Annotated in this window: 19 protein-coding genes; 4 read left to right on the forward strand and 15 right to left on the reverse strand. The window is 40.0% G+C overall.

What is annotated here, in order from left to right:
- Window positions 1-17: 17 nt before the first annotated feature.
- Window positions 18-602 (reverse strand): SPOR domain-containing protein, encoded by a 585-nt coding sequence (locus Q0954_RS08290; protein WP_299455766.1) that lies wholly within the window; start codon window positions 600-602, stop codon window positions 18-20.
- A gap of 111 nt (window positions 603-713) precedes the next feature.
- Between Q0954_RS08290 and Q0954_RS08295 the strand changes: the two genes are divergently transcribed.
- On the forward strand, window positions 714-1,403 hold the full coding sequence (locus Q0954_RS08295; RefSeq protein WP_299455768.1) for a PspA/IM30 family protein: 690 nt from the start codon (window positions 714-716) through the stop codon (window positions 1,401-1,403).
- Window positions 1,404-1,635: 232 nt separating this feature from the next.
- Here Q0954_RS08295 and Q0954_RS08300 read toward each other — a convergent pair whose 3' ends face one another.
- The 5 genes from Q0954_RS08300 to Q0954_RS08320 form a co-directional block, all read right to left on the reverse strand.
- Entirely contained in the window at window positions 1,636-2,496 is an 861-nt protein-coding gene (locus tag Q0954_RS08300) for a S1-like domain-containing RNA-binding protein (RefSeq protein ID WP_002695981.1), read from the reverse strand.
- Between the two features lie 170 nt (window positions 2,497-2,666).
- Window positions 2,667-4,031: an NAD(P)/FAD-dependent oxidoreductase gene (locus Q0954_RS08305; protein ID WP_299455773.1), complete on the reverse strand. Its 1,365-nt coding sequence runs from the start codon at window positions 4,029-4,031 to the stop codon at window positions 2,667-2,669.
- Window positions 4,032-4,200: 169 nt separating this feature from the next.
- Window positions 4,201-4,836 (reverse strand): DsbA family protein, encoded by a 636-nt coding sequence (locus Q0954_RS08310; RefSeq protein WP_299455776.1) that lies wholly within the window; start codon window positions 4,834-4,836, stop codon window positions 4,201-4,203.
- 3 nt (window positions 4,837-4,839) lie between these two features.
- The gene (locus tag Q0954_RS08315; protein WP_299455778.1) at window positions 4,840-6,036 is read right to left on the reverse strand and encodes a GAF domain-containing sensor histidine kinase; all 1,197 of its coding nucleotides are present in this window, start codon (window positions 6,034-6,036) and stop codon (window positions 4,840-4,842) included.
- Window positions 6,037-6,442: 406 nt separating this feature from the next.
- The gene (locus tag Q0954_RS08320) at window positions 6,443-6,976 is read right to left on the reverse strand and encodes a 3-hydroxyanthranilate 3,4-dioxygenase (protein WP_299455780.1); all 534 of its coding nucleotides are present in this window, start codon (window positions 6,974-6,976) and stop codon (window positions 6,443-6,445) included.
- Window positions 6,977-7,264: 288 nt separating this feature from the next.
- Here Q0954_RS08320 and Q0954_RS08325 point away from each other — a divergent pair, with 288 nt between their 5' ends.
- The 3 genes from Q0954_RS08325 (at window position 7,265) to Q0954_RS08335 (ending at window position 10,595) form a co-directional block, all read left to right on the forward strand.
- Window positions 7,265-8,254: a hypothetical protein gene (locus Q0954_RS08325; RefSeq protein ID WP_299455782.1), complete on the forward strand. Its 990-nt coding sequence runs from the start codon at window positions 7,265-7,267 to the stop codon at window positions 8,252-8,254.
- Between the two features lie 204 nt (window positions 8,255-8,458).
- A complete protein-coding gene (locus Q0954_RS08330; RefSeq protein ID WP_299455784.1) occupies window positions 8,459-9,058 on the forward strand; it encodes a hypothetical protein in 600 nt (199 codons plus the stop codon).
- Window positions 9,059-9,779: 721 nt separating this feature from the next.
- A complete protein-coding gene (locus Q0954_RS08335; RefSeq protein ID WP_299455786.1) occupies window positions 9,780-10,595 on the forward strand; it encodes a hypothetical protein in 816 nt (271 codons plus the stop codon).
- Window positions 10,596-10,681: 86 nt separating this feature from the next.
- Here the strand turns inward: Q0954_RS08335 and Q0954_RS08340 are convergent, their stop codons facing one another.
- From Q0954_RS08340 to Q0954_RS08380, 9 genes are all read right to left on the reverse strand, one after another.
- Window positions 10,682-11,107: a Rid family hydrolase gene (locus Q0954_RS08340; protein WP_299455788.1), complete on the reverse strand. Its 426-nt coding sequence runs from the start codon at window positions 11,105-11,107 to the stop codon at window positions 10,682-10,684.
- A 7-nt stretch (window positions 11,108-11,114) separates the two neighbouring features.
- Window positions 11,115-12,560: an aldehyde dehydrogenase gene (locus Q0954_RS08345; RefSeq protein ID WP_299455790.1), complete on the reverse strand. Its 1,446-nt coding sequence runs from the start codon at window positions 12,558-12,560 to the stop codon at window positions 11,115-11,117.
- Window positions 12,561-12,845: 285 nt separating this feature from the next.
- Window positions 12,846-13,247 carry a hypothetical protein gene (locus Q0954_RS08350; protein ID WP_299455792.1) on the reverse strand — a complete coding sequence of 134 codons (402 nt, stop codon included), beginning with the start codon at window positions 13,245-13,247 and terminating at the stop codon, window positions 12,846-12,848.
- A 35-nt stretch (window positions 13,248-13,282) separates the two neighbouring features.
- The gene (locus Q0954_RS08355) at window positions 13,283-13,669 is read right to left on the reverse strand and encodes a hypothetical protein (protein WP_299455794.1); all 387 of its coding nucleotides are present in this window, start codon (window positions 13,667-13,669) and stop codon (window positions 13,283-13,285) included.
- Between the two features lie 236 nt (window positions 13,670-13,905).
- A complete protein-coding gene (locus Q0954_RS08360; RefSeq protein ID WP_299455796.1) occupies window positions 13,906-15,411 on the reverse strand; it encodes a Do family serine endopeptidase in 1,506 nt (501 codons plus the stop codon).
- A gap of 494 nt (window positions 15,412-15,905) precedes the next feature.
- Window positions 15,906-16,352, reverse strand: a complete 447-nt coding sequence (locus Q0954_RS08365) for an Hsp20/alpha crystallin family protein (protein WP_299455798.1) — start codon at window positions 16,350-16,352, stop codon at window positions 15,906-15,908.
- A gap of 288 nt (window positions 16,353-16,640) precedes the next feature.
- A complete protein-coding gene (locus tag Q0954_RS08370) occupies window positions 16,641-17,201 on the reverse strand; it encodes a hypothetical protein (protein ID WP_299455800.1) in 561 nt (186 codons plus the stop codon).
- 146 nt (window positions 17,202-17,347) lie between these two features.
- Window positions 17,348-18,400, reverse strand: a complete 1,053-nt coding sequence (locus tag Q0954_RS08375; protein WP_299455802.1) for an OmpA family protein — start codon at window positions 18,398-18,400, stop codon at window positions 17,348-17,350.
- Between the two features lie 9 nt (window positions 18,401-18,409).
- Complete coding sequence (locus Q0954_RS08380) at window positions 18,410-18,826, reverse strand: hypothetical protein (protein WP_299455804.1); 417 nt, start codon at window positions 18,824-18,826, stop codon at window positions 18,410-18,412.
- Window positions 18,827-19,155 lie beyond the last annotated feature (329 nt).

A 19,155-nucleotide genomic window follows, 5' to 3' on the forward strand; every position in this document is an offset into this window, starting at 1 on the left:
GGTTGTTATATAAGAAACTATTTCCAGGGGTTTGAATAGGTGGCAAACCATATTGTAATCCGATCGGGTACCAAAGAGATATCACCAAAACGTTTTTTAAGTTTCTCACGGGCTTTTTCAGCATTTTGCTTGTTAGTAAAATCTCCAGCTTTTACAATATAGTTAGGGTTTTTGAACGTCAAATAAGACCTCCATTTACCATAGTTTTTGTATATAAGTTCGCGGGTTCTCACTGCTTTTTTATGCGAAACTCCCCGGTATACAATGATCCGGTATCCTGCCATTCTTTTCAAAGTTTGGGTGGGCTCTCCATCTGGAAACCAACCCGCAAAAACTGAGTCAAGGCGGGCATTGACCACATAAGGCAACAAAGGTAATGATGTATTGAGATGTATAACTACTGAGTCGCTGGGGATGGCATTGGCAGGGTGATAACTGAACCTAAACAAGTTGTATTCACGGGCTCTTGTAAAAACACTATCTGGAGTCGTGGTAGGATTAGTTTGGGCTTGTAAAGTAGCATAAGTTCCGTTGATGCCAACTATTACACAATAGCAAAGTAACCACTGCAGATAAAAAAATTTCGATTTACGTAACAACATTTTCTTTATTATTTTTAGCATTTAATCTCAAAGCGCAACTTTTACATTCAAAAAAAAGTTTGTATTATTATACATATTTTGGTTTAAATACCACAAACTGCAACAAACATTATGGGAATATTTAAAAGAATAAAGGATATAGTAAAGTCTAATGTGAATGATCGTCTGGACAAAATTGAAGAAAAAAACCCAGAAAAGATGATCAAACAAGTAGTAACTGACATGCAAAAGGCGGTAGCTCAGGCAACATCGGCTTTGGCAACGGCTATGAGTCAGGAACGAAAGATGGAGCACGAATATAAGAAAAATGCCAGTGCTGCTAAAAACTGGGAACATAAGGCGATGCAGGCTTTGCAGGCTGGTAGCGAAGACGTTGCCCGTCAGTGTTTATCAAAAAAGAGCGAAGCCGAAACCCAAGCCAATCAATATAAAACAATGTTTGAGCGCTCACAGACCGATACTGTAAAGCTACGCGAACAGGTACAAGACCTGAAAACTAAGCTTCAGGACGCTAAAAACAAGGAAAGCATGCTCATTGCTCGTGGAAAAGCAGCTCAAGCCCGCACCAAAATGGCAAAAGAGCTGGGCAATGGCGTTGACGCAGAAAGTGCTTTGGGCAAGTTTGATAAATACGAAGAAAAAATTATGAAGGCCGAAGCCGAGGCAGAAGCTTACGAGAGTTTGGGCAGTGCAGACAAAGCATTAGACGACGAAATAAAACAAATAAGTGCTGACAATAATGTAGATGATGACTTGGCCAAACTAAGAGCCAAAATGAACAATCAGGGCACTGATCAGTAGTCGATTTTATAATATTCTCTAGTGTTGCTTTGCTTTTGATCCACACTCAATGAATAAATTATCTAGCAGAAGCCCACCTTTTTCACCAAAGGCAACGGCTTCTGCTTTTTTATTTTTGAATACCTGTTTTCAAAGCTTGCCCTGAGTAATTTCTCAATTTTGATAAATTTGCCCTAAAGGTGCAAGATGGGGAAACCATGTACAGTAATATACATCGTTTCCCTGATTAAAATTATTCACGTTGGCGACGTTTGGGTATGGCCAGTTTTATTTCGTCTACTCCAATAATTATTTTACGATCTTTGTATAAGCCCCCAATGGCTTTTTTAAATACTTTTTTACTCATTTGCAGTTGTTCATACACTTCTTCAGGGGCACTCTTGTCCGACAATGGCAACTTGCCACCACGCTCATTCAATACGCGTAGAATAGTTTCTGCCGCTGGCTCTACTTGCCCATAACCATCGGGTTGCAAACGTACATCTACCCTAAAGTCATCCCAACGAATCTTCTTTACATAGCCTTTAGTCTGTTCACCGGGCTCAAGGTTACGAAAAACCTCGTTTTTGTATAACAAACCCAAAAATTGCTTATTTACAATGACCTGGTACCCCATATAGGTAGAGTCGCATACAGTAATATCTACTTCTTGCCCTTCCTCCAACTCAGTAAGTACACTGTCTTCGAGATAGCGCCCCACTTTGGTAGTAGACACTATACGGTTGGTTTTGTCGTCTACGTATATCCGCACCAAGTAATGAGAGCCCGTATACACTTTACGTTTTTGTTCGCTGTAAGGCAACATTAAGTCTTTGGGTAAACCCCAGTCTAAAAAAGCCCCCACCTTAGACACTGCCACCGCTTTGAGGTAAGCAAACTCCCCTACCTTGGCTTTGGGCGTATCGGTAGTAGCTACAATTCGGTCTTCAGAGTCAAAATATACAAAAGCTTCTATTTCATCGCCTATTTGGGCATCTTCGGGTACATACCTGGCAGGCATCAATACTTCTGTTCCATCATCGTCTATCAAATAGACACCAAAATCTACTTCGCGGTTAATTCTTAAGCGATTATGTTCGCCGTATTTTATCATAGTAATTCAAACTTCAGAGTAAAGGTTATAAATCATTATTAATCAACGATGTAAGCATAGCCCCCAACGTCAAATCAATCACAACCCAATAATAAAGTGGCAAGTTAACACAAATTGCGCATGAGGACACGCGCAATCGATATAAAAGTAAGGGTTGATATAGAGCGCCCCTATACCAAAGCGGCCTTTAGTTGTGCATAAATTTCGTCTACATTCAACTCATCTACCGAATCTACCTTGCGGCAAACCTCCAGTAAAAACTCGTTTTGACGATTGCCACGCTTATGCGCCTCTGCATAAGAGATAGCAGGGTTAAATGTAACCATAGAGTATTTAGAGTGATAATCGTCGTATTTGTTTTCGAGCATACGTTCTAGCTGTCGCTTACGCAAAAAAGCCGGATCAGCCACTCCATCGCGCATTTCGTAAAAATTTTCTACCGCAAGGGTTGCGATCGCATCTGAATTGGCTTTACGTAACGTCTGATACTCCTCAAACACTTTTTGCCAGCCTTCGTTGCCATATTTCTCCAGGCATTCGTCAAAAGCAATACAATCTTCAAACGAGGCATTCATTCCTTGCCCATAAAAAGGAACAATGGCATGGGCAGCATCGCCTACCAACACAGCCTTGCCACCAAAGTGCCAGGGATAACAACGTACAGTACCTAACAAACCAGTAGGATTGTCGAAAAACTCTTGGGTAAGCTCAGGCAAATAAGGTACTGCATCGGCAAAAGTTGCCTCAAAAAACGCTTTGACTTTGTCAGGCGTATCTAAGGTAGCAAAGCTATTTTCACCCTCGTTTGGAAAAAACAAGGTACAAGTAAAGCTTCCATCCAGATTGGGCAAAGCAATGAGCATATAAGAACCCCGTGGCCAAATATGTAATGAGTTTTTATCAATCAAAAAAGCACCTGCTTCGCCCGGAGGAATTGTCAGTTCTTTGTAACCATGCGCCAAAAACTCGGTGGTGTTTTGAAAGTCATCTTGTTCCTTTAGACGCCCATCTATAGCGGCTCTAATCGCCGAACCAGCTCCATCAGCACCAATAATCACCTCACCCTTTATTTGACGGCTTTCGCCTGATTGGGTGTTTTTTAACTCAATGGTACCCGCCTCAAAATCTACAGATTCGCAAGCTTCGTTAAACATGAAGCTCACCTTGTCGTACGCTTCGGCTATGTTCATCAAGGCAATATTTAACCCCCCTCTAGAGATAGAGTTGATATACTCAGAATCGTCCTTGCCATAAGGTACAAAAGTAAGGGCACCCTCTACGCTATGCAACATGCGTCCTCTCATAGGAATGGCATCGGCAAGAATTTGTTTGGCAATGTTGGCACGTTCCAACGCACGAATGCCTCGATGCGACAAAGCCAGGTTGATTGACCTTCCGGCGCTGATGTCTGCCTTACGCATATCGGGTCGTTTTTCGTATACTTCTACCTGAAACCCACGGCGTGCCATGTAAATAGACAATAAAGAGCCAGCTAGTCCAGCTCCAACAATGATAATTTTCTGATTAGAATCCATGATAAGCAATTACAAATTATTCAATTACAAATGAGTATAGAAACAACAAGCTATGAGCGATAAGCTTCAAGTTAGAAGCAATGAAGTATAAGCATTAAAACAAAATTGGCTTAAGAATGGCAAATTCAGCCTAAACACTGAATGTCAGTTCTTAACTAACCGTTTACTACTACTTAGCATATTTCATTAAAATTTGCTCTATGTTTTGCTCCATTTGTTCATAGGGCAGGTACCCTCTGGCTATAGGCTTGGCTTTAGCACCAAACTGTAGCAATAATGTGGGAAACCCTGTAATACCATAAAAAGTTTTGGCACGCATAAACTCCTCCTCAGTAGCCTCTTTAGTAGTTTGTAACTCAAAAATACGCGCAAATTCCTCCGCAGAAATGCCCATGTTTTGGCAAAGCTCAAGATAGGTGCTTAACTGCTGTGGGTGTTTGCCTTCTGCATAAAAAGCTTTTTGTACTGCTTTAAAAAAAACAAAAGTCATTGCAGGGTTTATTTTTTTAACAGTAACCACCGCTCTTGCCGCAGCTTCGGTGTTATAAACAAAACCAGGGGTGTGTAAAATAGTCTCGTCAAAAGGTTGTTCAGTGGCTTCGCCAATTTGCCTCCAGTGCTGTATCAGCTTGTCGCGGCTGTTGGCATCTAGTGGGCGGGTCTCGTAGGGGCGCAAACCACCCATTATCAATTCAAAGTCAAATTCGTGGTATTGCTCTTTCAAACGCGTTACAGATGCTGCCGCCCCCCAACACCAAGAACACATTGGATCGGCAAAATAGCGGATGGTTTTATTGTCGGTCATAGGTTATTTTTTAATAGTAAAACTAAATGTTGAACCTTGTCCAGGCTCAGATACTACATTTACCACCCCTCCTTGTGAACTCACCAGTTTTTGAACAGTGGCCAACCCTATGCCTGATCCTTGCGCCCCAAAACGGTCTTGCCTGGATACGGTAGTAAAAATCTCAAATATTTTCTCCTGATATTCGGGGGCAATGCCTACCCCATTGTCTTTTACCTGAAACACATACACTGCTGGGTCTTCGGTTACTGTAATGCTAATTTCAACTACCTCTTTATCATTATACTTGACAGCATTGGTTACCAGGTTTAGCAACACTTGCTCTACAACTGCCTGATTGGTATTTAACTGATGAATCACAGTATGCAGCTGAATATTTATTTCAGCTTCCATACTCAACAAAGACCTTAAATTATCAATCAATTCACTGAGTACCAGGTTTACTTTTTTAGCTTTGCCTATTTCATCACTCTTGTAATACTCCAGCAAACGATCAATGATATGACGCAGATTACCGGTAGCTTTTCCAATCATCTGGGTATAGCGGGCTTGCTTTCCTGTCATGTTTTGACCTGTAAGCAACATGTCTACAATCATGGTGATATTATTTAAGGGAGTTTTGAGATCATGGGCTACCACGTGCACAAACTTATTGAGGTTTTCGTTTGCCTCAGCTAGTCTTTGGTTAGTATCTTCAAGCTCCCGCTTGCTTTTGCGCAGTTCTAGTAAGCTAATGACTTGCCTGGACAATGCCTGAAGAGCTTTCAATTGTTTTTCAGATAACTCTTTAGGTTGCTCATCTATCACACATAAAGTACCCAGCGGAAAACCCTCTTTGGTATTAAGTGGAATGCCGGCATAAAAAATAACATAAGGGGCACCAGTGACCAACGGATTATCGTAAAAACGTGGATCTTTGCGCGAGTCATTAATAATCATAGGAGCATCTGGAGTATTGATGGCGTGGGCACAAAAAGCGTATGCTTTGGGGGTTTCGGGAACCGCCAAACCATAACGAGACTTAAACCATTGACGTTTGTCGTCAATCAGGCTGATCAACGAAATAGAAGTACCACAAATCTGTGCAGCAATGGTAGTGATGGCATCGTAGTCTTCTTCTGGAAATGTATCAAGAATATGATAGGAAAGTAAGTTTTCTAAACGCTCTTTCTCGTTTTTAGGTGGAGTAGGTGCTTCCATATATGTGGTTGTATTTCAATCTAAGGAATTGTTCAAAAATAAATTTACACTCTGAGAGGTGATCTTTCGCCTTGATACTTCGTTATTTTTATTGCCCGTAGCGCTGCTATGGGCGCAAAAAATAGCCTCGTCTCAAAACAAAACTTCTACCTCAAGAATGGTAATTTAATTTCTCACCATTCCTAAGGAACGATGCAAAAATAAAGTTCTATAGTTTAAGGAAATATTTTTTGGTCAGGCGAGGTCAAAAAACGCGGCATAGCCATAGCTATGGCAAGTTTTTTTAACGAAGCATGTCTAAAAAAGATGAGGTTAAGAATGTAAATTTATTTTGACACCGTTCCTAAGAGCTCATAGTATAGAGCTGAAAAGGAACCTGCCCAAAGTATCAGGCAGGGTTCTGCTTTTACTTAGCAGTTGTTGCTTTGTTGGGTACTTTGAGCACATCACCACAGTTGCTACACTTATGTAATTCAACATTGCCATTAAACTTAGCAAATGTTTCGGGCAATTGCTTTTCTATGTTTACCAGTTTAAAATACTCATCATGCAGTTTATGTCCGCAACTATCGCAATACCACTGAAAACCATCGGTTTGATAGTCCTTGCGTTTTTCTTCTATTACCAACCCTACAGTCCCCTCTGGGCGTTGAGGAGAATGTGGCACTTTGGGGTTCAGTAAGTACATTTCCCCTTCTTTAATCACCACATCTTTAAACTCTCCTTCTTCTATCACTTTTAGGGTAATATCTCCCTTGATTTGATAAAAAAACTCAGGTCCTTCATTGTAATGATAGTCTTTACGCAGGTTGGGGCCTCCTATTACCATTACTATAAAATCTCCTCCAGGGTATACTTCTTTGTTACATACTGGGGGCTTTAGCTCATCTTTATTTTCTTCTACCCATTGTAGTAGATTGTGTACATTGAATGGTTTCATAAACAAAATGTATAAATAATTAATTACGAATTACGAATGAGTGTAAACTATTGATAAGTAAGTGCTGAGGCAAAATCTAACATACCTAATGACCAGGTGTAATTATCACACTATAAGCGAATTATCCTTGCTTGTAGTTGATAGTCTAATTACTTGTTGCTACTCCAATCACAGCTTTTTGTTAGAGTATATATTATTGGGTACCAAAGTTTTTGTTTTACATTGTACATTCGCTTTTTCAAATTTGCAAAAAAAATCCAAACTTACATGAATTAAACCTTACTTATTATGGGTGGAAACTTATTTAAACTGGGGCGCTTACCTCGTGCCGATTACAAACAAATAGAAACAGAAATCAAAGCATACTTGGATCAAAAACTTGGACAACATTACCGTATTCCCCGCTATTATACCAATAAACCCGATTTTGGCGATATGGATATTGTAGTATCATCGGCGGGCATCACCAACGGCTGGGAGCAAACCCAAAAAGAAATTGTTCAAGACTTGGGCATTAGCCAATCCAAATCGGCAGGAGCAGTGTTTAGCACAGTGTATAAAAATTTTCAGGTAGATTTTTTTGTAAGAAGCCATCAATACTTTGAAACTACCTACAACTTTTTGTCTTTCAATGATATTGGCAATTTGATAGGGCGTATTTTCAAACGGTTTAACCTGAAATACGGCGAACGAGGACTTCAGTATGTGTTTCGTCGTGTCGATAATCACTATCAAAAAGACATTGAAGTATCAAAAGATGCTGCCAGGATTATGGGGTTTCTGAAGTTGGATTTTGACCATTGGCAACGGGGTTTTGCCAGCAAAGCCGAAATGTTTGACTGGGTGGTAGCCTGCCCTTATTTTTCGGTAAAGCCTTACTTGGACATGAGTAATAAGATGGAAAAACGTGCCAAAGAACGCCCTACTATCCAGGCTTTTCTAGAGTATTTGGAAGCACAGCACATAGACAAAACTTACGACTTTGACGAAAAGGATGCCTACCTGTCAGCAATTGAGGCTTATTTTCCAGAGGCTGATTTGTTGACTCACATTGCCGCCGAAAAAGAAAGAGAAAAATATGTGCTGGCTATTAAAACCAAATACAATGGCAGATTAATCATGAAACTCTTCCCAAACCTTCAAGGTAAAGCCTTGGGCGATTTTATGAAAGCTTTTCAGGCACAATGGCAAGACTACGAAGAGGCTTTGTATAGCATGAAGGCAGAAGAAATTGTGGCTCGGTTAAAAGAGTTTTACTATCAACTTAACCGTTCATAAACCCAAACCTGGTATTGGTGAATTTGGGTCTGGAGAATTGTACATGATGTTTTATCTTAGGAATGGTTGCAAATAATTTACTTATCTGGTAAAAACTACAAGGGCTTTTTTTAAATTAACCTAATTGTGGAAGGCTTGCCTCCAAGCCCTGCAAATTTAAACAATTTCGAACAAATCAACTGAACAATAAACCCTATTATATTTATGAAAACAATCCTAAAATTATCGGCTATTACTATATTTTTTAGCCTTTCGGCAATAGCCAAACCTAAGGCAAGAGTAGGTATGCAAGCCCTAGTGAAAGCTTACTTTAATAGCCCTGCTCAAGCCAATGTTAAATTTACCATTACTAAAAAAGACCTGCATAATGGTTATATGAAGTACGAAGCCTCTTATACCAACCAAGCAATCACACGGGGAGAGCTGGCTTATTATGTTACCAATGGCGGGCAAGAGATGTTGGCTGTAACCACATTGATGTGTATGCAAGCTTGTATTACTCTGCTACAGTTTTATGGCATGCAACAAGGGAAGTTAACCCTGTTGCCTAATCAGATTGTAGGAATGACGATGAATGACTTCGGGAATCGAGTAAATCAACTCATAAAAGCCAAAATGTCAGCCAACGAAAGGCAAAGGCAAGCTCAAGGAGAAATGGCGCTTTTTAGCGATATTACCAGCTTGCCCCAACACGGCACTACTATTTATATAAAAAAAGACAGTCGGGTAGACCGCAATAGTATAGTAGTGGCTGAGTTACACTTTGACTTAACTACAGGCAAATTTCGCTTTGTAAAGCGTTGAAAATAAGATATTCAGTAATAAGTAAATTGGATGTTTTGCCCAATTTACTTATTACCTGTTTTCTCTGCATGCGGTCTTATCAACAAACTATTTACCTGACCTTTCGCAGGTCAAAAACTTGTTTCATGTGAAAAAATACCACTCAGCAAAATACGCTTATAAAAAGCAATGACTCGAGTATCTGTGAGCCATTACTTCCCCGAATCAAGTTCGGTTCACAGCTCCGAGCTTGCTCTCGGAGGATTATGGATTTTCTACAGGTAAAAAAGGTAATCAAAAAACCTCCGAATCAAGTTCGGCTCGCAGCTCCGAGCTTGCTCTCGGAGAGTTCAAGCACCGCAGCTGTAGTTTGTTTCGCCTAAATCTGTTGCACTACGCCGAACCGCAGGGCGAAGCCCAAGTTTTAAAATCCCGAACTTGATTCGGGGCTCTGCCTTTTTCGGCTAAACAGCTCAAACTCGCTTCGCTCAAACAGTGATCTGTTTAGCTAAAGCAGAGCTCGGCGCAGCAAAGCTGCAGCCTCGGTTTTACGGCTTCGTTTCACAGATTCCCCGAATACAAGTTCGGGATTTTCAACTTAACGGCAACAAACTAAGGCTGAGTCCAGCTGACGCGCTCATAAACCAACATTGTAATTCTTTTCAATTAAACAAAAAAAATCACTGCGAAAGGTCAGTATTTAATCACCTTTGTTAGTACTGGATTCAAAATACTATATTCTATGAAATATGCCCATTATTTTTTGATATGCCTATTGGCAATGGCTTGTCAGGCTACTCCCCCTCAAGACTTTGACAAGATTACTTACCGCTACCGAGATAGTTCAGTAGAAGCGCGTTTTCATCGAAGTTATACCATTGTATTGGCAACCAGTGGCAAAGCTCAAGTAAGTGTAGATGTATATGGTGACACCATTGCCCATCAAGAATTTAAAATTAGTGTTCAGGACTTTAAAAAACTTAAAGAACAAAGCAAAGCATTACCAGCAGCAGGTAAAAAACTAAGCGGAGCCAGCGGAGTAAGTACTCAAATCATTCGCCTAAGTAAGACACACAAACAAGTGTATCGGCTTATTTGGGACAATCGAACCAAGGAAACATCAGAAACTACTGCTTTGATTCAATATGTAAAACAACTTACACCTGATCTTGAGAAATTGCTTGCCACCAAACACGATGTACACTCGTCGGAACTGGCAGACAATGCTCAAGACTATGAGCAAACCAAGGCATTGGAAATAAGGAAGGCTTTGAAACAAGTAAAAAATGCCAAAAAGGAAAAGGAGTTACTAAAATCCTTATGGATGCTTACCCGAAAAAATACTATGGGCGATCATCCTTTGCACGTAAGTTTGGGTATTGGCATTCAAGACAAAAATGGACAGGCAGTACACATTAACCAACGTCAACAGGGGCATACCGCCCATATAACTTTGCGAGGATTGGATAGAAAAAATAATCGCAAGCAAAAATGGGAGGTACAGATAGTGCATCAACCTATTGACATGAATAACCTGACGGAGTTGATGTATGAATAGGTAGCCGTAAGCGATTAGCTTCAAGCAACAAATGTAGTAGGTGATACTTGCGGCTTGTTGCTTGAAGCTGTGAATGTTTGCCCTCCTTACTCTACTGTAGCAATGCACTTAAGTTCTATGCCTATGGGGGTAGGCAAACAATTGATTTCTACTGTGGTGCGACAAGGTTGGTTGTCTTTGAAATATTCTGCATAAATTTTATTGTAGGTTTTAAAATCGTCTTTCATATTAGTCAAAAACACCGTCACATCTACCAACTGATCCCAGCTTGAACCCGAATCTTCTAGGATATAGCGTACGTTTTGAAAAACCGAATGGCACTGTGCCGCAATGTCATAAGATATGATGTTACCCTCATCGTCTAATTCTACTCCTGGTATTTGTTTGGTACCACGTTCGCGCGGACCAACACCTGACAAAAACAAGAGATTGCCTACTTTACGGGCATGTGGATACAAGCCCACTGGTTCGGGAGCTTTGCTTGAGTTTCTTATATCTTTAGTTTCGCTCATTATTTATTTAGTTTATTTTTATACATACATTTTTGGGCTCAGTAAAAAACTCCATTGCGTCAAAGCCACCCTCACGCCCCACCCCAGAAGCTTTTACTCCACCAAACGGGGTACGTAAGTCACGCAATAACCAACAGTTTACCCATACAATTCCTGCCTCTATTTGTTGTGCCAGGCGAGTAGCCCGATTCAGGCTTTCTGTCCATACTGTAGAGGATAAACCATATTGCACACTATTGGCATACTTAAGTACTTCTTCTTCTGTCTCGAAAGGCATAATAGTGACTACCGGACCAAAAATTTCTTCTTGGTTTACTCTACAGTCATAGCTCAAGCCCTCTACTACTGTAGGTTCCACAAAATAACCATTGACACAACGCCCTTGCAATTGATGACGTTTGCCTCCTGTCAAAAGGATCCCCCCTTCTTGTTGGGCAAGGTCTATATAAGACAAGATTTTGTTCATGTGGGATTCAGACACAACTGCTCCAATACGCGTACCGTCTGCAGCAGGGTCGCCAATACGCATTTCTTTTACACGTGCTATAAAATCTTTTTTAAACTTTTCATACAATGATTTTTCCACAAAAATACGTGAACCACACAGGCAAATCTGCCCTTGATTGGCAAACGATGAACGCAAAGTAGTCTCTAGCATTTGCTCGTAGTTACAATCGGCAAAAATAATATTAGGGTTTTTACCCCCCAACTCCAACGAAAGTTTCTTAAACTTAGGGGCAGCTTCGCGGGCAATGGCTTCCCCGGTTTTGGTGCCACCAGTAAACGATATGGCCTTTACTTGGGGATGACTGACAATGGCAGCTCCAGCCTTGTGTCCATAACCGTGTATTATGTTAAGTACTCCTTTGGGCAAACCTGCCTGTTGGCAAATTTCTGACAATAAATAAGCAGTCATTGGAGTTATTTCAGAAGGTTTGGCTACCACACAATTGCCAGCGGCCAGCGCAGGGGCTATTTTCCAACTAAATAAATACAAAGGTAAATTCCAGGGAGAGATACAACCTACTACACCCAGCGGATGCCTCAATGTATAGTTAATTGCCGAGTTTTCCATGGCATGTGCCTGCGAGGAGTAATGCACCAAACCCGTAGCATAAAACCAAAAGTTTTTGGCGGCCCTCGGAATGTCTACCTGAGTAGCGAGACTTACCGGTTTACCATTATCTACCGACTCGGCTTTTGCCAAACGGTCAAGGTTATCTTCGATCAATGTTGAAATTCGCAGCATAATACGCGAACGTTGCTCAGCAGGCATCAACGACCACCCCTCAAAAGCTGTTTGGGCTGCGGCCACCGCTTGTTGCACATCTTCTTCGCCTGAGTCAGGAATCAATGAATATACCTCGCCAATTGCCGGATCATAATTATCTATATATCGCCCCGATACAGGAGCTACCAACTCTCCATTGATGTAGTTTTGTAGTTTTTGCATTATTTTATTTTTAGTTAGTAAACCTACAAAAATAATCTGAGCCATAAAACGGCATCTTTGCCGAGTGGACTTCCTCAAAAAACAGTTCCATAGCTTTGGCTATGCAAAGGTTTTTTGACTCGCCTACTCAACAAATATTTTGTTTTATTGGCACATCTTATTTTTTTCGCTTTACTTATTGGCTTCAGTGTATGGTTTTACGGTGGCAATGGTTCTACCTAACCGTTTTTTGCTCAGGCGTATATCTTTTACTTATTTTTAAGTTTTTGATTAGCCAAAAAAATACTATTTCATCAAATCCAGGTCAACCAAAACATAGACTAAATGCCCTGACTCAGTATTGTCTAAAGTAAAAATACCCTGATTGTGCAAGCTTTCGAGTTTGGCGGTAGCATCAGCCACCGAAATATCTAACTTGGCACATAAAACAGTAGACGTTACTTTGCCGTTGTTTGCCACGGCTACTTCTATGACAGCTTTATCGCTTACTTCAACAACATTATGTGGGGGGTCATACAAGGGTTTATGGGCAGTATCTACCACTTGCCGAAACTCGTTTACCATTCCACCCATTGTTTTTTGGTTATTATTACGGGTAAATTTTCTAAACATGACTACCACGGGTATCAATACTACTACTGATGCCGCAATAGCCAACAATATAATAGGGGTTGTATTAGATTCCATAGTTCTATTATAAATTGGTTATGACAAATAAAAATTTAGCGCATCAAATCAAAGTCTATCAATACATACACCAAATGCCCTGCTTCGGTATTTTCTAAGGTAAAAACCCCTTTAGTGTGCAAGTTTTCAAGCTTTGAAGTAGCCTCATCGATAGAAATATCCAGGCGGGCACATAGCACAGTGGGGGTTACTCTGCCACCATTGGCCACTGCTACCTCTATAATGTCCTTGTCAGAAGCCACCTTGTTTGCTTGCAAAGTATCGGGCGAGTAATGTGGTTTATGGGTAGTTTCTTGCTCTTCCAGATAGGGCATTTGTTTCATTACCTTGTCTATGGTTTTATTGGTAAACCTGCCAATAGATGTAGAAATTATAGCGATGATGGATGCTACAAGAATAAAAATAATGATAATGCTTGACATAGTAATGGGTGTATAATTAGTGGGTATATGAAGCTGGCCAATTTAGTAATATAGCAAATGATATAACAACCGTTTTTACAAAACTCCTGGTACAATTTACTGGGCGGGAGTTTTGTACATGCACACTTACTTGATAGCCAAATCTGCCTGAGCAAAGTTTTACTAAGGGGTAAAAATAACAAATTCCGCTCAGGTACCTGAGCGGAATTTGTTATTTTTCAAGGAAACTAAAAGGTTTACTTATTCTTAAAGGCATAGTAACGTTGCCCTGGGTCATTAGGGTAAACCCCACCTAGTGTTACCATGCTGCTATTAGAGCTACTCAAAGCCGACTTCAGGTCGCTTATTGAGTTCACTTTTTTACCGTTTACTTCAGTAATGATAAAACCTTCTTGCATATCGGTCATGCTACGTAAGGTGCCCGCAAACATTTTGCTTACTTTCACACCTCCACTTACATCATATCGCTGCTTTTCGGCATCGGTAAGCTCGGCAAACTCAGCCCCTAGGGTACGGAAAGAACTTGCTCTCTTTTTGGTCACCAAGTCGCTGTTGCCATCACGGTTTTTCAATTTAATAGTCACTTCTTTGATTTTACCGTTACGACTTACTTTTATGCGTACTTTATCGCCTGGACGTTTACGTCCAATAGCTTCCAACAGATCAGACGAGCCTTTGATTTTTTTGCCTTCAATGTCTACAATCACATCTCCTTTTTTCACTCCGCTTTGTTCAGCTGAGCCACCCACTACCAAACTATCTATATGGGTTCCTTCGGTAATGTCTAACTTTAACTGTTTTGCCAATTCACCGTTCAATTCACGGAAGTACACCCCTAAATAAGCGCGTTGTACTGTACCAAACTCTACCAGGTCTTTGATAATTTTTTTAACAATATTTACCGGCACCGCAAACGAGTACCCGGCAAAAGTACCGGTAGGTGTAGCTATGGCAGTGTTTATTCCAATCAATTCACCTTTGGTATTAATCAAAGCGCCTCCACTGTTTCCAGGGTTTACTGCAGCATCGGTTTGAATAAACGACTCTATAGGGCTTATTCGATTGCGTTGTCCTCGCTGTAACATATTTAGGTTTCTACCTTTAGCACTTACAATTCCTGCAGTTACTGTCGATTCCAGGTTAAAAGGATTACCTACCGCAAGTACCCATTGCCCTACTTTTACATTGTCTGAGTTGCCCAATATTATAGAAGGCAGGTTTTTGGCATCTATTTTTACCAAAGCCAAATCTGTAGATGGGTCAGCGCCTATGACTCTAGCTTTGTAAGTTTTTTTGTTGTTCAAAATTACATCTACCTCACGGGCGTTGTCTATTACGTGGTTATTCGTCACAATGTATCCATCTTTTGATACAATGACTCCAGACCCTGAAGAACGGGCAGGCTGACTACGGCGACGAAATGAACCACCTCCGCCTTCACCAAAAAATTCGCGGAAAACATCTGGCACCTGACGCCCACGACTAGCACGCTGATTGGTATTTTGGGTAGCTACTATGTGTACTACCATAGGGGTGCTCATTGACGCAGCCAAGGTAAAATCAACGGGTGTTCCAGCATTGCCTCCCTTCGCAAAACGAACAACTGCACCATTTTCACCATTGCCTGCTTCTTGCAAAACAATCTCGCTTCTATCAAACCCAGCAAGCTTATACACCCCTAGCGTAACTCCACTTGCCAAGACTGCTACTAATAGCAGATACAAAAAATTTCTTTTATTCATCCTGTATTTTCTTTATGTTATTTAAAAGTTATATGTAAATAGTGTAACGACTGGGTTACTCCAAAATAGTGGACTTTCCATTGTTACGCAAAGCAACGAATAAGCCGGTTTCTTACTTTATGCGTAGTCGTTCCTTTCACACTTATGGCTCATATACCATACGACCAACATAACTAAATCGATCTTTTTATGATTAGTTTTTAACAATATTTAACACCCTTGACAGGTCTTGTATTTGCAAAAATAATAGCTGAAATAGCTTTAAGAAATGGACAAAAAACAACTTTAAAACTTAGAGATTATTTTTTATCCTGATAAGCTTTGTTACCCTGCAAGTTATCGTACAAGACCAACTTACAAGTAGTAGGATCAGCATAAAATCTTTGTCGCAAGATCGGTCAGGTATTTTCTCACCATTCCCAAACAAGCTCTAGGCTGAAAAAAAGGAAAGCAGTAATACCGCTTTCCTTTCAATTAAGAACTTGTGATTTATTTTATGAAATATCAATAGTTTTAACCTCTCCTTCTTTAGAGGCTTCCTCTTTAGGTACTACAATACTTAATACCCCATTATTATAATTTGCCGAAATATCGTCGTGTTTTACGCTTTTAGGCAAAGTAAACGAACGACTAAATGATTGGTAGCTAAACTCCCGGCGAGTATACGTAGGTTTGTCGCCTTGAGGTTCTTCTGAGTTTTCTACGTGCTCAGATTTTTTCTCTGATGAGATCGTCAATACATCATCATCCAACGAAATCTTAAAGTCACCCTTGTCTAAACCAGGAGCAGCCACTTCGATATGATAATCGTCCGTGTTGTCTTTAATGTTTACCGCAGGCATATACTTGCCTTTGCTAAAAAAATCATCTTCGAATAATTCGTTTAATACGTTGGTAAAATCTGGTAAAAATTGATCTCTGTTCCACTTAATCAATGACATAATTTTATAGTGTTTTGTTGGTTTAATAATTAATTTAATATTTGCCTACTTTTAGATCAATGGCTGTGCCAGTAGGTTTTCTGACCTATTTCAAGACAAATTGGCTACTTTTTCATTTTCTTGGCATCTAAAAAACTGTCATAATGTCTACTCTAGCCAATTATTAAAACACACACCTTTCAAGCATTCTTTAAAATGTTGGTTTTTAATGGGGTATTTATGTGGGGAGCTTTACAAGAAAACCCTGTCTCTCGAAAGAGCTATAACTGTTCGATTGAGCACATGTTCCTAAAGAAAACGAAAGAATACCTGCTCACCTTTTTTACTTCTGATATACTCAAGGGTATTCAAAAAATTGCGTAAATCACGCCCCAGGTTATTGTCCATAAAATTTTGACTGGGTGCATCATTTTCTACCCCTTTAAAATAAGACTTCAACCAGTACTTATTTTGGTTAGAATAGACCACCTTTTCGAAAAAATTGGCCTGATGCACTAACCCCAACAATAACTTATGTACCAACAGCTCTATAGTATCTAATGACTGTTGGCTGGCTTGTTTCATTTGGTTTACCCTTGCCAGCACCTCTTCGTCCGATTCGTTGGGTTTGCCATACAAAAAACGATAACGGTCGGGGGGCACCTCTGGCGGATAATCACACATTTTGATCAGTGGATGAATGTCGGTATTAGTAAAGTCGCCCAATTGAAAAAGCTCACTATTGGTACCCGCTTTCATATCAGTTATTAGCCAACAAAACTGGCGGCTTAGCCGGTATTTATGGTTACTTTGCTCAAAGTCGGCTTCAAAAATATCCGGCTCAGTCTTTATGTGTATGTCAACCCCCATTGGTTATGTAGATTATAAATGATAGAAAGTTATTTAACAATTCGGAAATTATCTTACAGCACTAACAAAATAGCTTTTGAATTCTATTAAAAACCGAATCTTAGAAAACGAAGTAAAACTACACTTGCTTAACCATCCTGAATAAATTACTTTTTCAATACCCGAAACTCTACCCTTCGATTAAGCGCCCTCCCTGTACTGGTACTGTTAGATATCATGGGTTGAGTTTTACCCACCCCTTCTGTCTTTATCCTGTCTGGATCAATTCCTCCTTTAGTAAGCAAGTAATTGGCCACTGTTTGTGCCCTACGTTGTGACAAGTCAAAGTTTTTGGTATCTGTGCCTATGTTGTCAGTATGCCCAGTTATTAAAATAACTATTGTAGGGTTTTGTTTCAGCAATTTTACCAACTTACCTAGTTCAACCTTAGAAAAAGGTCTGAACATGGCTTTGTCAAAATCAAATGACACATTGTCTAAACGATATACTGCCCCTGTTTCGATACTGGTAATTGATGAAAAACTCAAGCGTGCCCCTTGTTTTGCCACATATACATCGTCTATATAATAATAAGCTGCTTTAAACTCGACATTAGGGTGTACTACCAAACGATCGGTATGTTCCCAGTCAAAAAAATTACCAATCATCATATAGGCATAGTCTTTATCTGGGGTAAACACTCCACCAACAGTCACCCACTCGTTGGTTTCTTTGATCATATCTACCGCCTTTACGTGCATTTTATGAGCATTATAAGCTTTTTTGGGCTCATTGGTAAACAGAAGGCCTAGCTTATTTACAGCATACGTTGAGTACTTCTCTGCTAGCGACACTTTTATGCTGGCTTCATACCTTATTCCTTTTTTCAAAGGTTTTAATAATTTTACACCAATCACTTCATGAGGTGCTTTGACATGAAAAGCAGTAAGACCAACATACCCTTTGCCACTGGCTGGCGTTTGAATCCCAAAAAAGTTCTCAGGCGTTTTGACTTGAGGTTTGGTAGCACAGGCATGAAAAAAATCAGGCGTGTAGTGGTAACTTTCCCAATGCTTAAGCTGACTTATTTCTCCAAAGGTGGCAGGGCAACTTTTGAACTCTTCAAACCCTGGGTTGGGTACCAGGTTTTGTGCTGTGGGAGCCAAAGACAAGCTTACAAACCCCAGTATCCACCTAACAATCATACAGGCATGATTCATTGATACAAATTAAGACTTCAACCAATTGAGCGCGGGCTGTTCTTCCTCAAAATGCTTTTTTTCTACACCACGCACAAACGTTGTATTATTGGTTTGCTCTATAGAAAGTTGGGTAATAAATTCACTGCTCATCAGAAAAGCAAGCTTTTTCAAACCATACCTGGCATAATTGGGGCTTATATTTTCTGCCATCCAACGCTGAGTATCAGGTGTAATGGGCAACCAAAACTTGCTGGCATCTACCAAATAGCATACTGGGCGACAATGCTCAATGGCGTACAACTCTCCTTTTAACAGCTCATCCTTAAAAATACTTTGAGTAAGCTTATCAGTATTTGTCCATTCTCCCATAAGCAACTTGTCTTCAGGGTAATAAGCATATTTGCAAAAGTTGCTATGATAGATCATTTGTGTATCTTTTGTCATAGTTTACCTCCAATGAATTTCGTTTGATGTTTTATGTTGTAGAATAAAATGGGTAAATTGAGACACAGGTAATACCCAAAAGTAAAAATAAAAACACCTGTAAACGTGTTGGACTTTGGCAAGTTCCCACATCTTTCAAGTAAGCGCTTGTTTAAAAAACTGGTAATGTTAGCCAAAAAGGTAGTGCTCACCAGCACAAAAAAATCATCATTTTTAACTCCGAAGACAAAATTTAAACAAGCTCTAAGTGTACAATAGTCCATAGTATTTAGTCGATAGATACTATCTTAAAATTCAAGTTTTTTAATATAAATATTTCAATATTTTGA

The sequence above is a fragment of the uncultured Microscilla sp. genome, from assembly GCF_947493425.1.
Lineage (GTDB): Bacteria > Bacteroidota > Bacteroidia > Cytophagales > Microscillaceae > Microscilla.

Bases quoted from the DNA above. Each gene is read 5' to 3' on its own strand.
- Q0954_RS08290 (WP_299455766.1), bottom strand. From the start codon at position 602: ATGTTGTTACGTAAATCGAAATTTTTTTATCTGCAGTGGTTACTTTGC.
- Q0954_RS08295 (WP_299455768.1), top strand. From the start codon at position 714: ATGGGAATATTTAAAAGAATAAAGGATATAGTAAAGTCTAATGTGAAT.
- Q0954_RS08300 (WP_002695981.1), bottom strand. From the start codon at position 2,496: ATGATAAAATACGGCGAACATAATCGCTTAAGAATTAACCGCGAAGTA.
- Q0954_RS08305 (WP_299455773.1), bottom strand. From the start codon at position 4,031: ATGGATTCTAATCAGAAAATTATCATTGTTGGAGCTGGACTAGCTGGC.
- Q0954_RS08310 (WP_299455776.1), bottom strand. From the start codon at position 4,836: ATGACCGACAATAAAACCATCCGCTATTTTGCCGATCCAATGTGTTCT.
- Q0954_RS08315 (WP_299455778.1), bottom strand. From the start codon at position 6,036: ATGGAAGCACCTACTCCACCTAAAAACGAGAAAGAGCGTTTAGAAAAC.
- Q0954_RS08320 (WP_299455780.1), bottom strand. From the start codon at position 6,976: ATGAAACCATTCAATGTACACAATCTACTACAATGGGTAGAAGAAAAT.
- Q0954_RS08325 (WP_299455782.1), top strand. From the start codon at position 7,265: ATGGGTGGAAACTTATTTAAACTGGGGCGCTTACCTCGTGCCGATTAC.
- Q0954_RS08330 (WP_299455784.1), top strand. From the start codon at position 8,459: ATGAAAACAATCCTAAAATTATCGGCTATTACTATATTTTTTAGCCTT.
- Q0954_RS08335 (WP_299455786.1), top strand. From the start codon at position 9,780: ATGAAATATGCCCATTATTTTTTGATATGCCTATTGGCAATGGCTTGT.
- Q0954_RS08340 (WP_299455788.1), bottom strand. From the start codon at position 11,107: ATGAGCGAAACTAAAGATATAAGAAACTCAAGCAAAGCTCCCGAACCA.
- Q0954_RS08345 (WP_299455790.1), bottom strand. From the start codon at position 12,560: ATGCAAAAACTACAAAACTACATCAATGGAGAGTTGGTAGCTCCTGTA.
- Q0954_RS08350 (WP_299455792.1), bottom strand. From the start codon at position 13,247: ATGGAATCTAATACAACCCCTATTATATTGTTGGCTATTGCGGCATCA.
- Q0954_RS08355 (WP_299455794.1), bottom strand. From the start codon at position 13,669: ATGTCAAGCATTATCATTATTTTTATTCTTGTAGCATCCATCATCGCT.
- Q0954_RS08360 (WP_299455796.1), bottom strand. From the start codon at position 15,411: ATGAATAAAAGAAATTTTTTGTATCTGCTATTAGTAGCAGTCTTGGCA.
- Q0954_RS08365 (WP_299455798.1), bottom strand. From the start codon at position 16,352: ATGTCATTGATTAAGTGGAACAGAGATCAATTTTTACCAGATTTTACC.
- Q0954_RS08370 (WP_299455800.1), bottom strand. From the start codon at position 17,201: ATGGGGGTTGACATACACATAAAGACTGAGCCGGATATTTTTGAAGCC.
- Q0954_RS08375 (WP_299455802.1), bottom strand. From the start codon at position 18,400: ATGAATCATGCCTGTATGATTGTTAGGTGGATACTGGGGTTTGTAAGC.
- Q0954_RS08380 (WP_299455804.1), bottom strand. From the start codon at position 18,826: ATGACAAAAGATACACAAATGATCTATCATAGCAACTTTTGCAAATAT.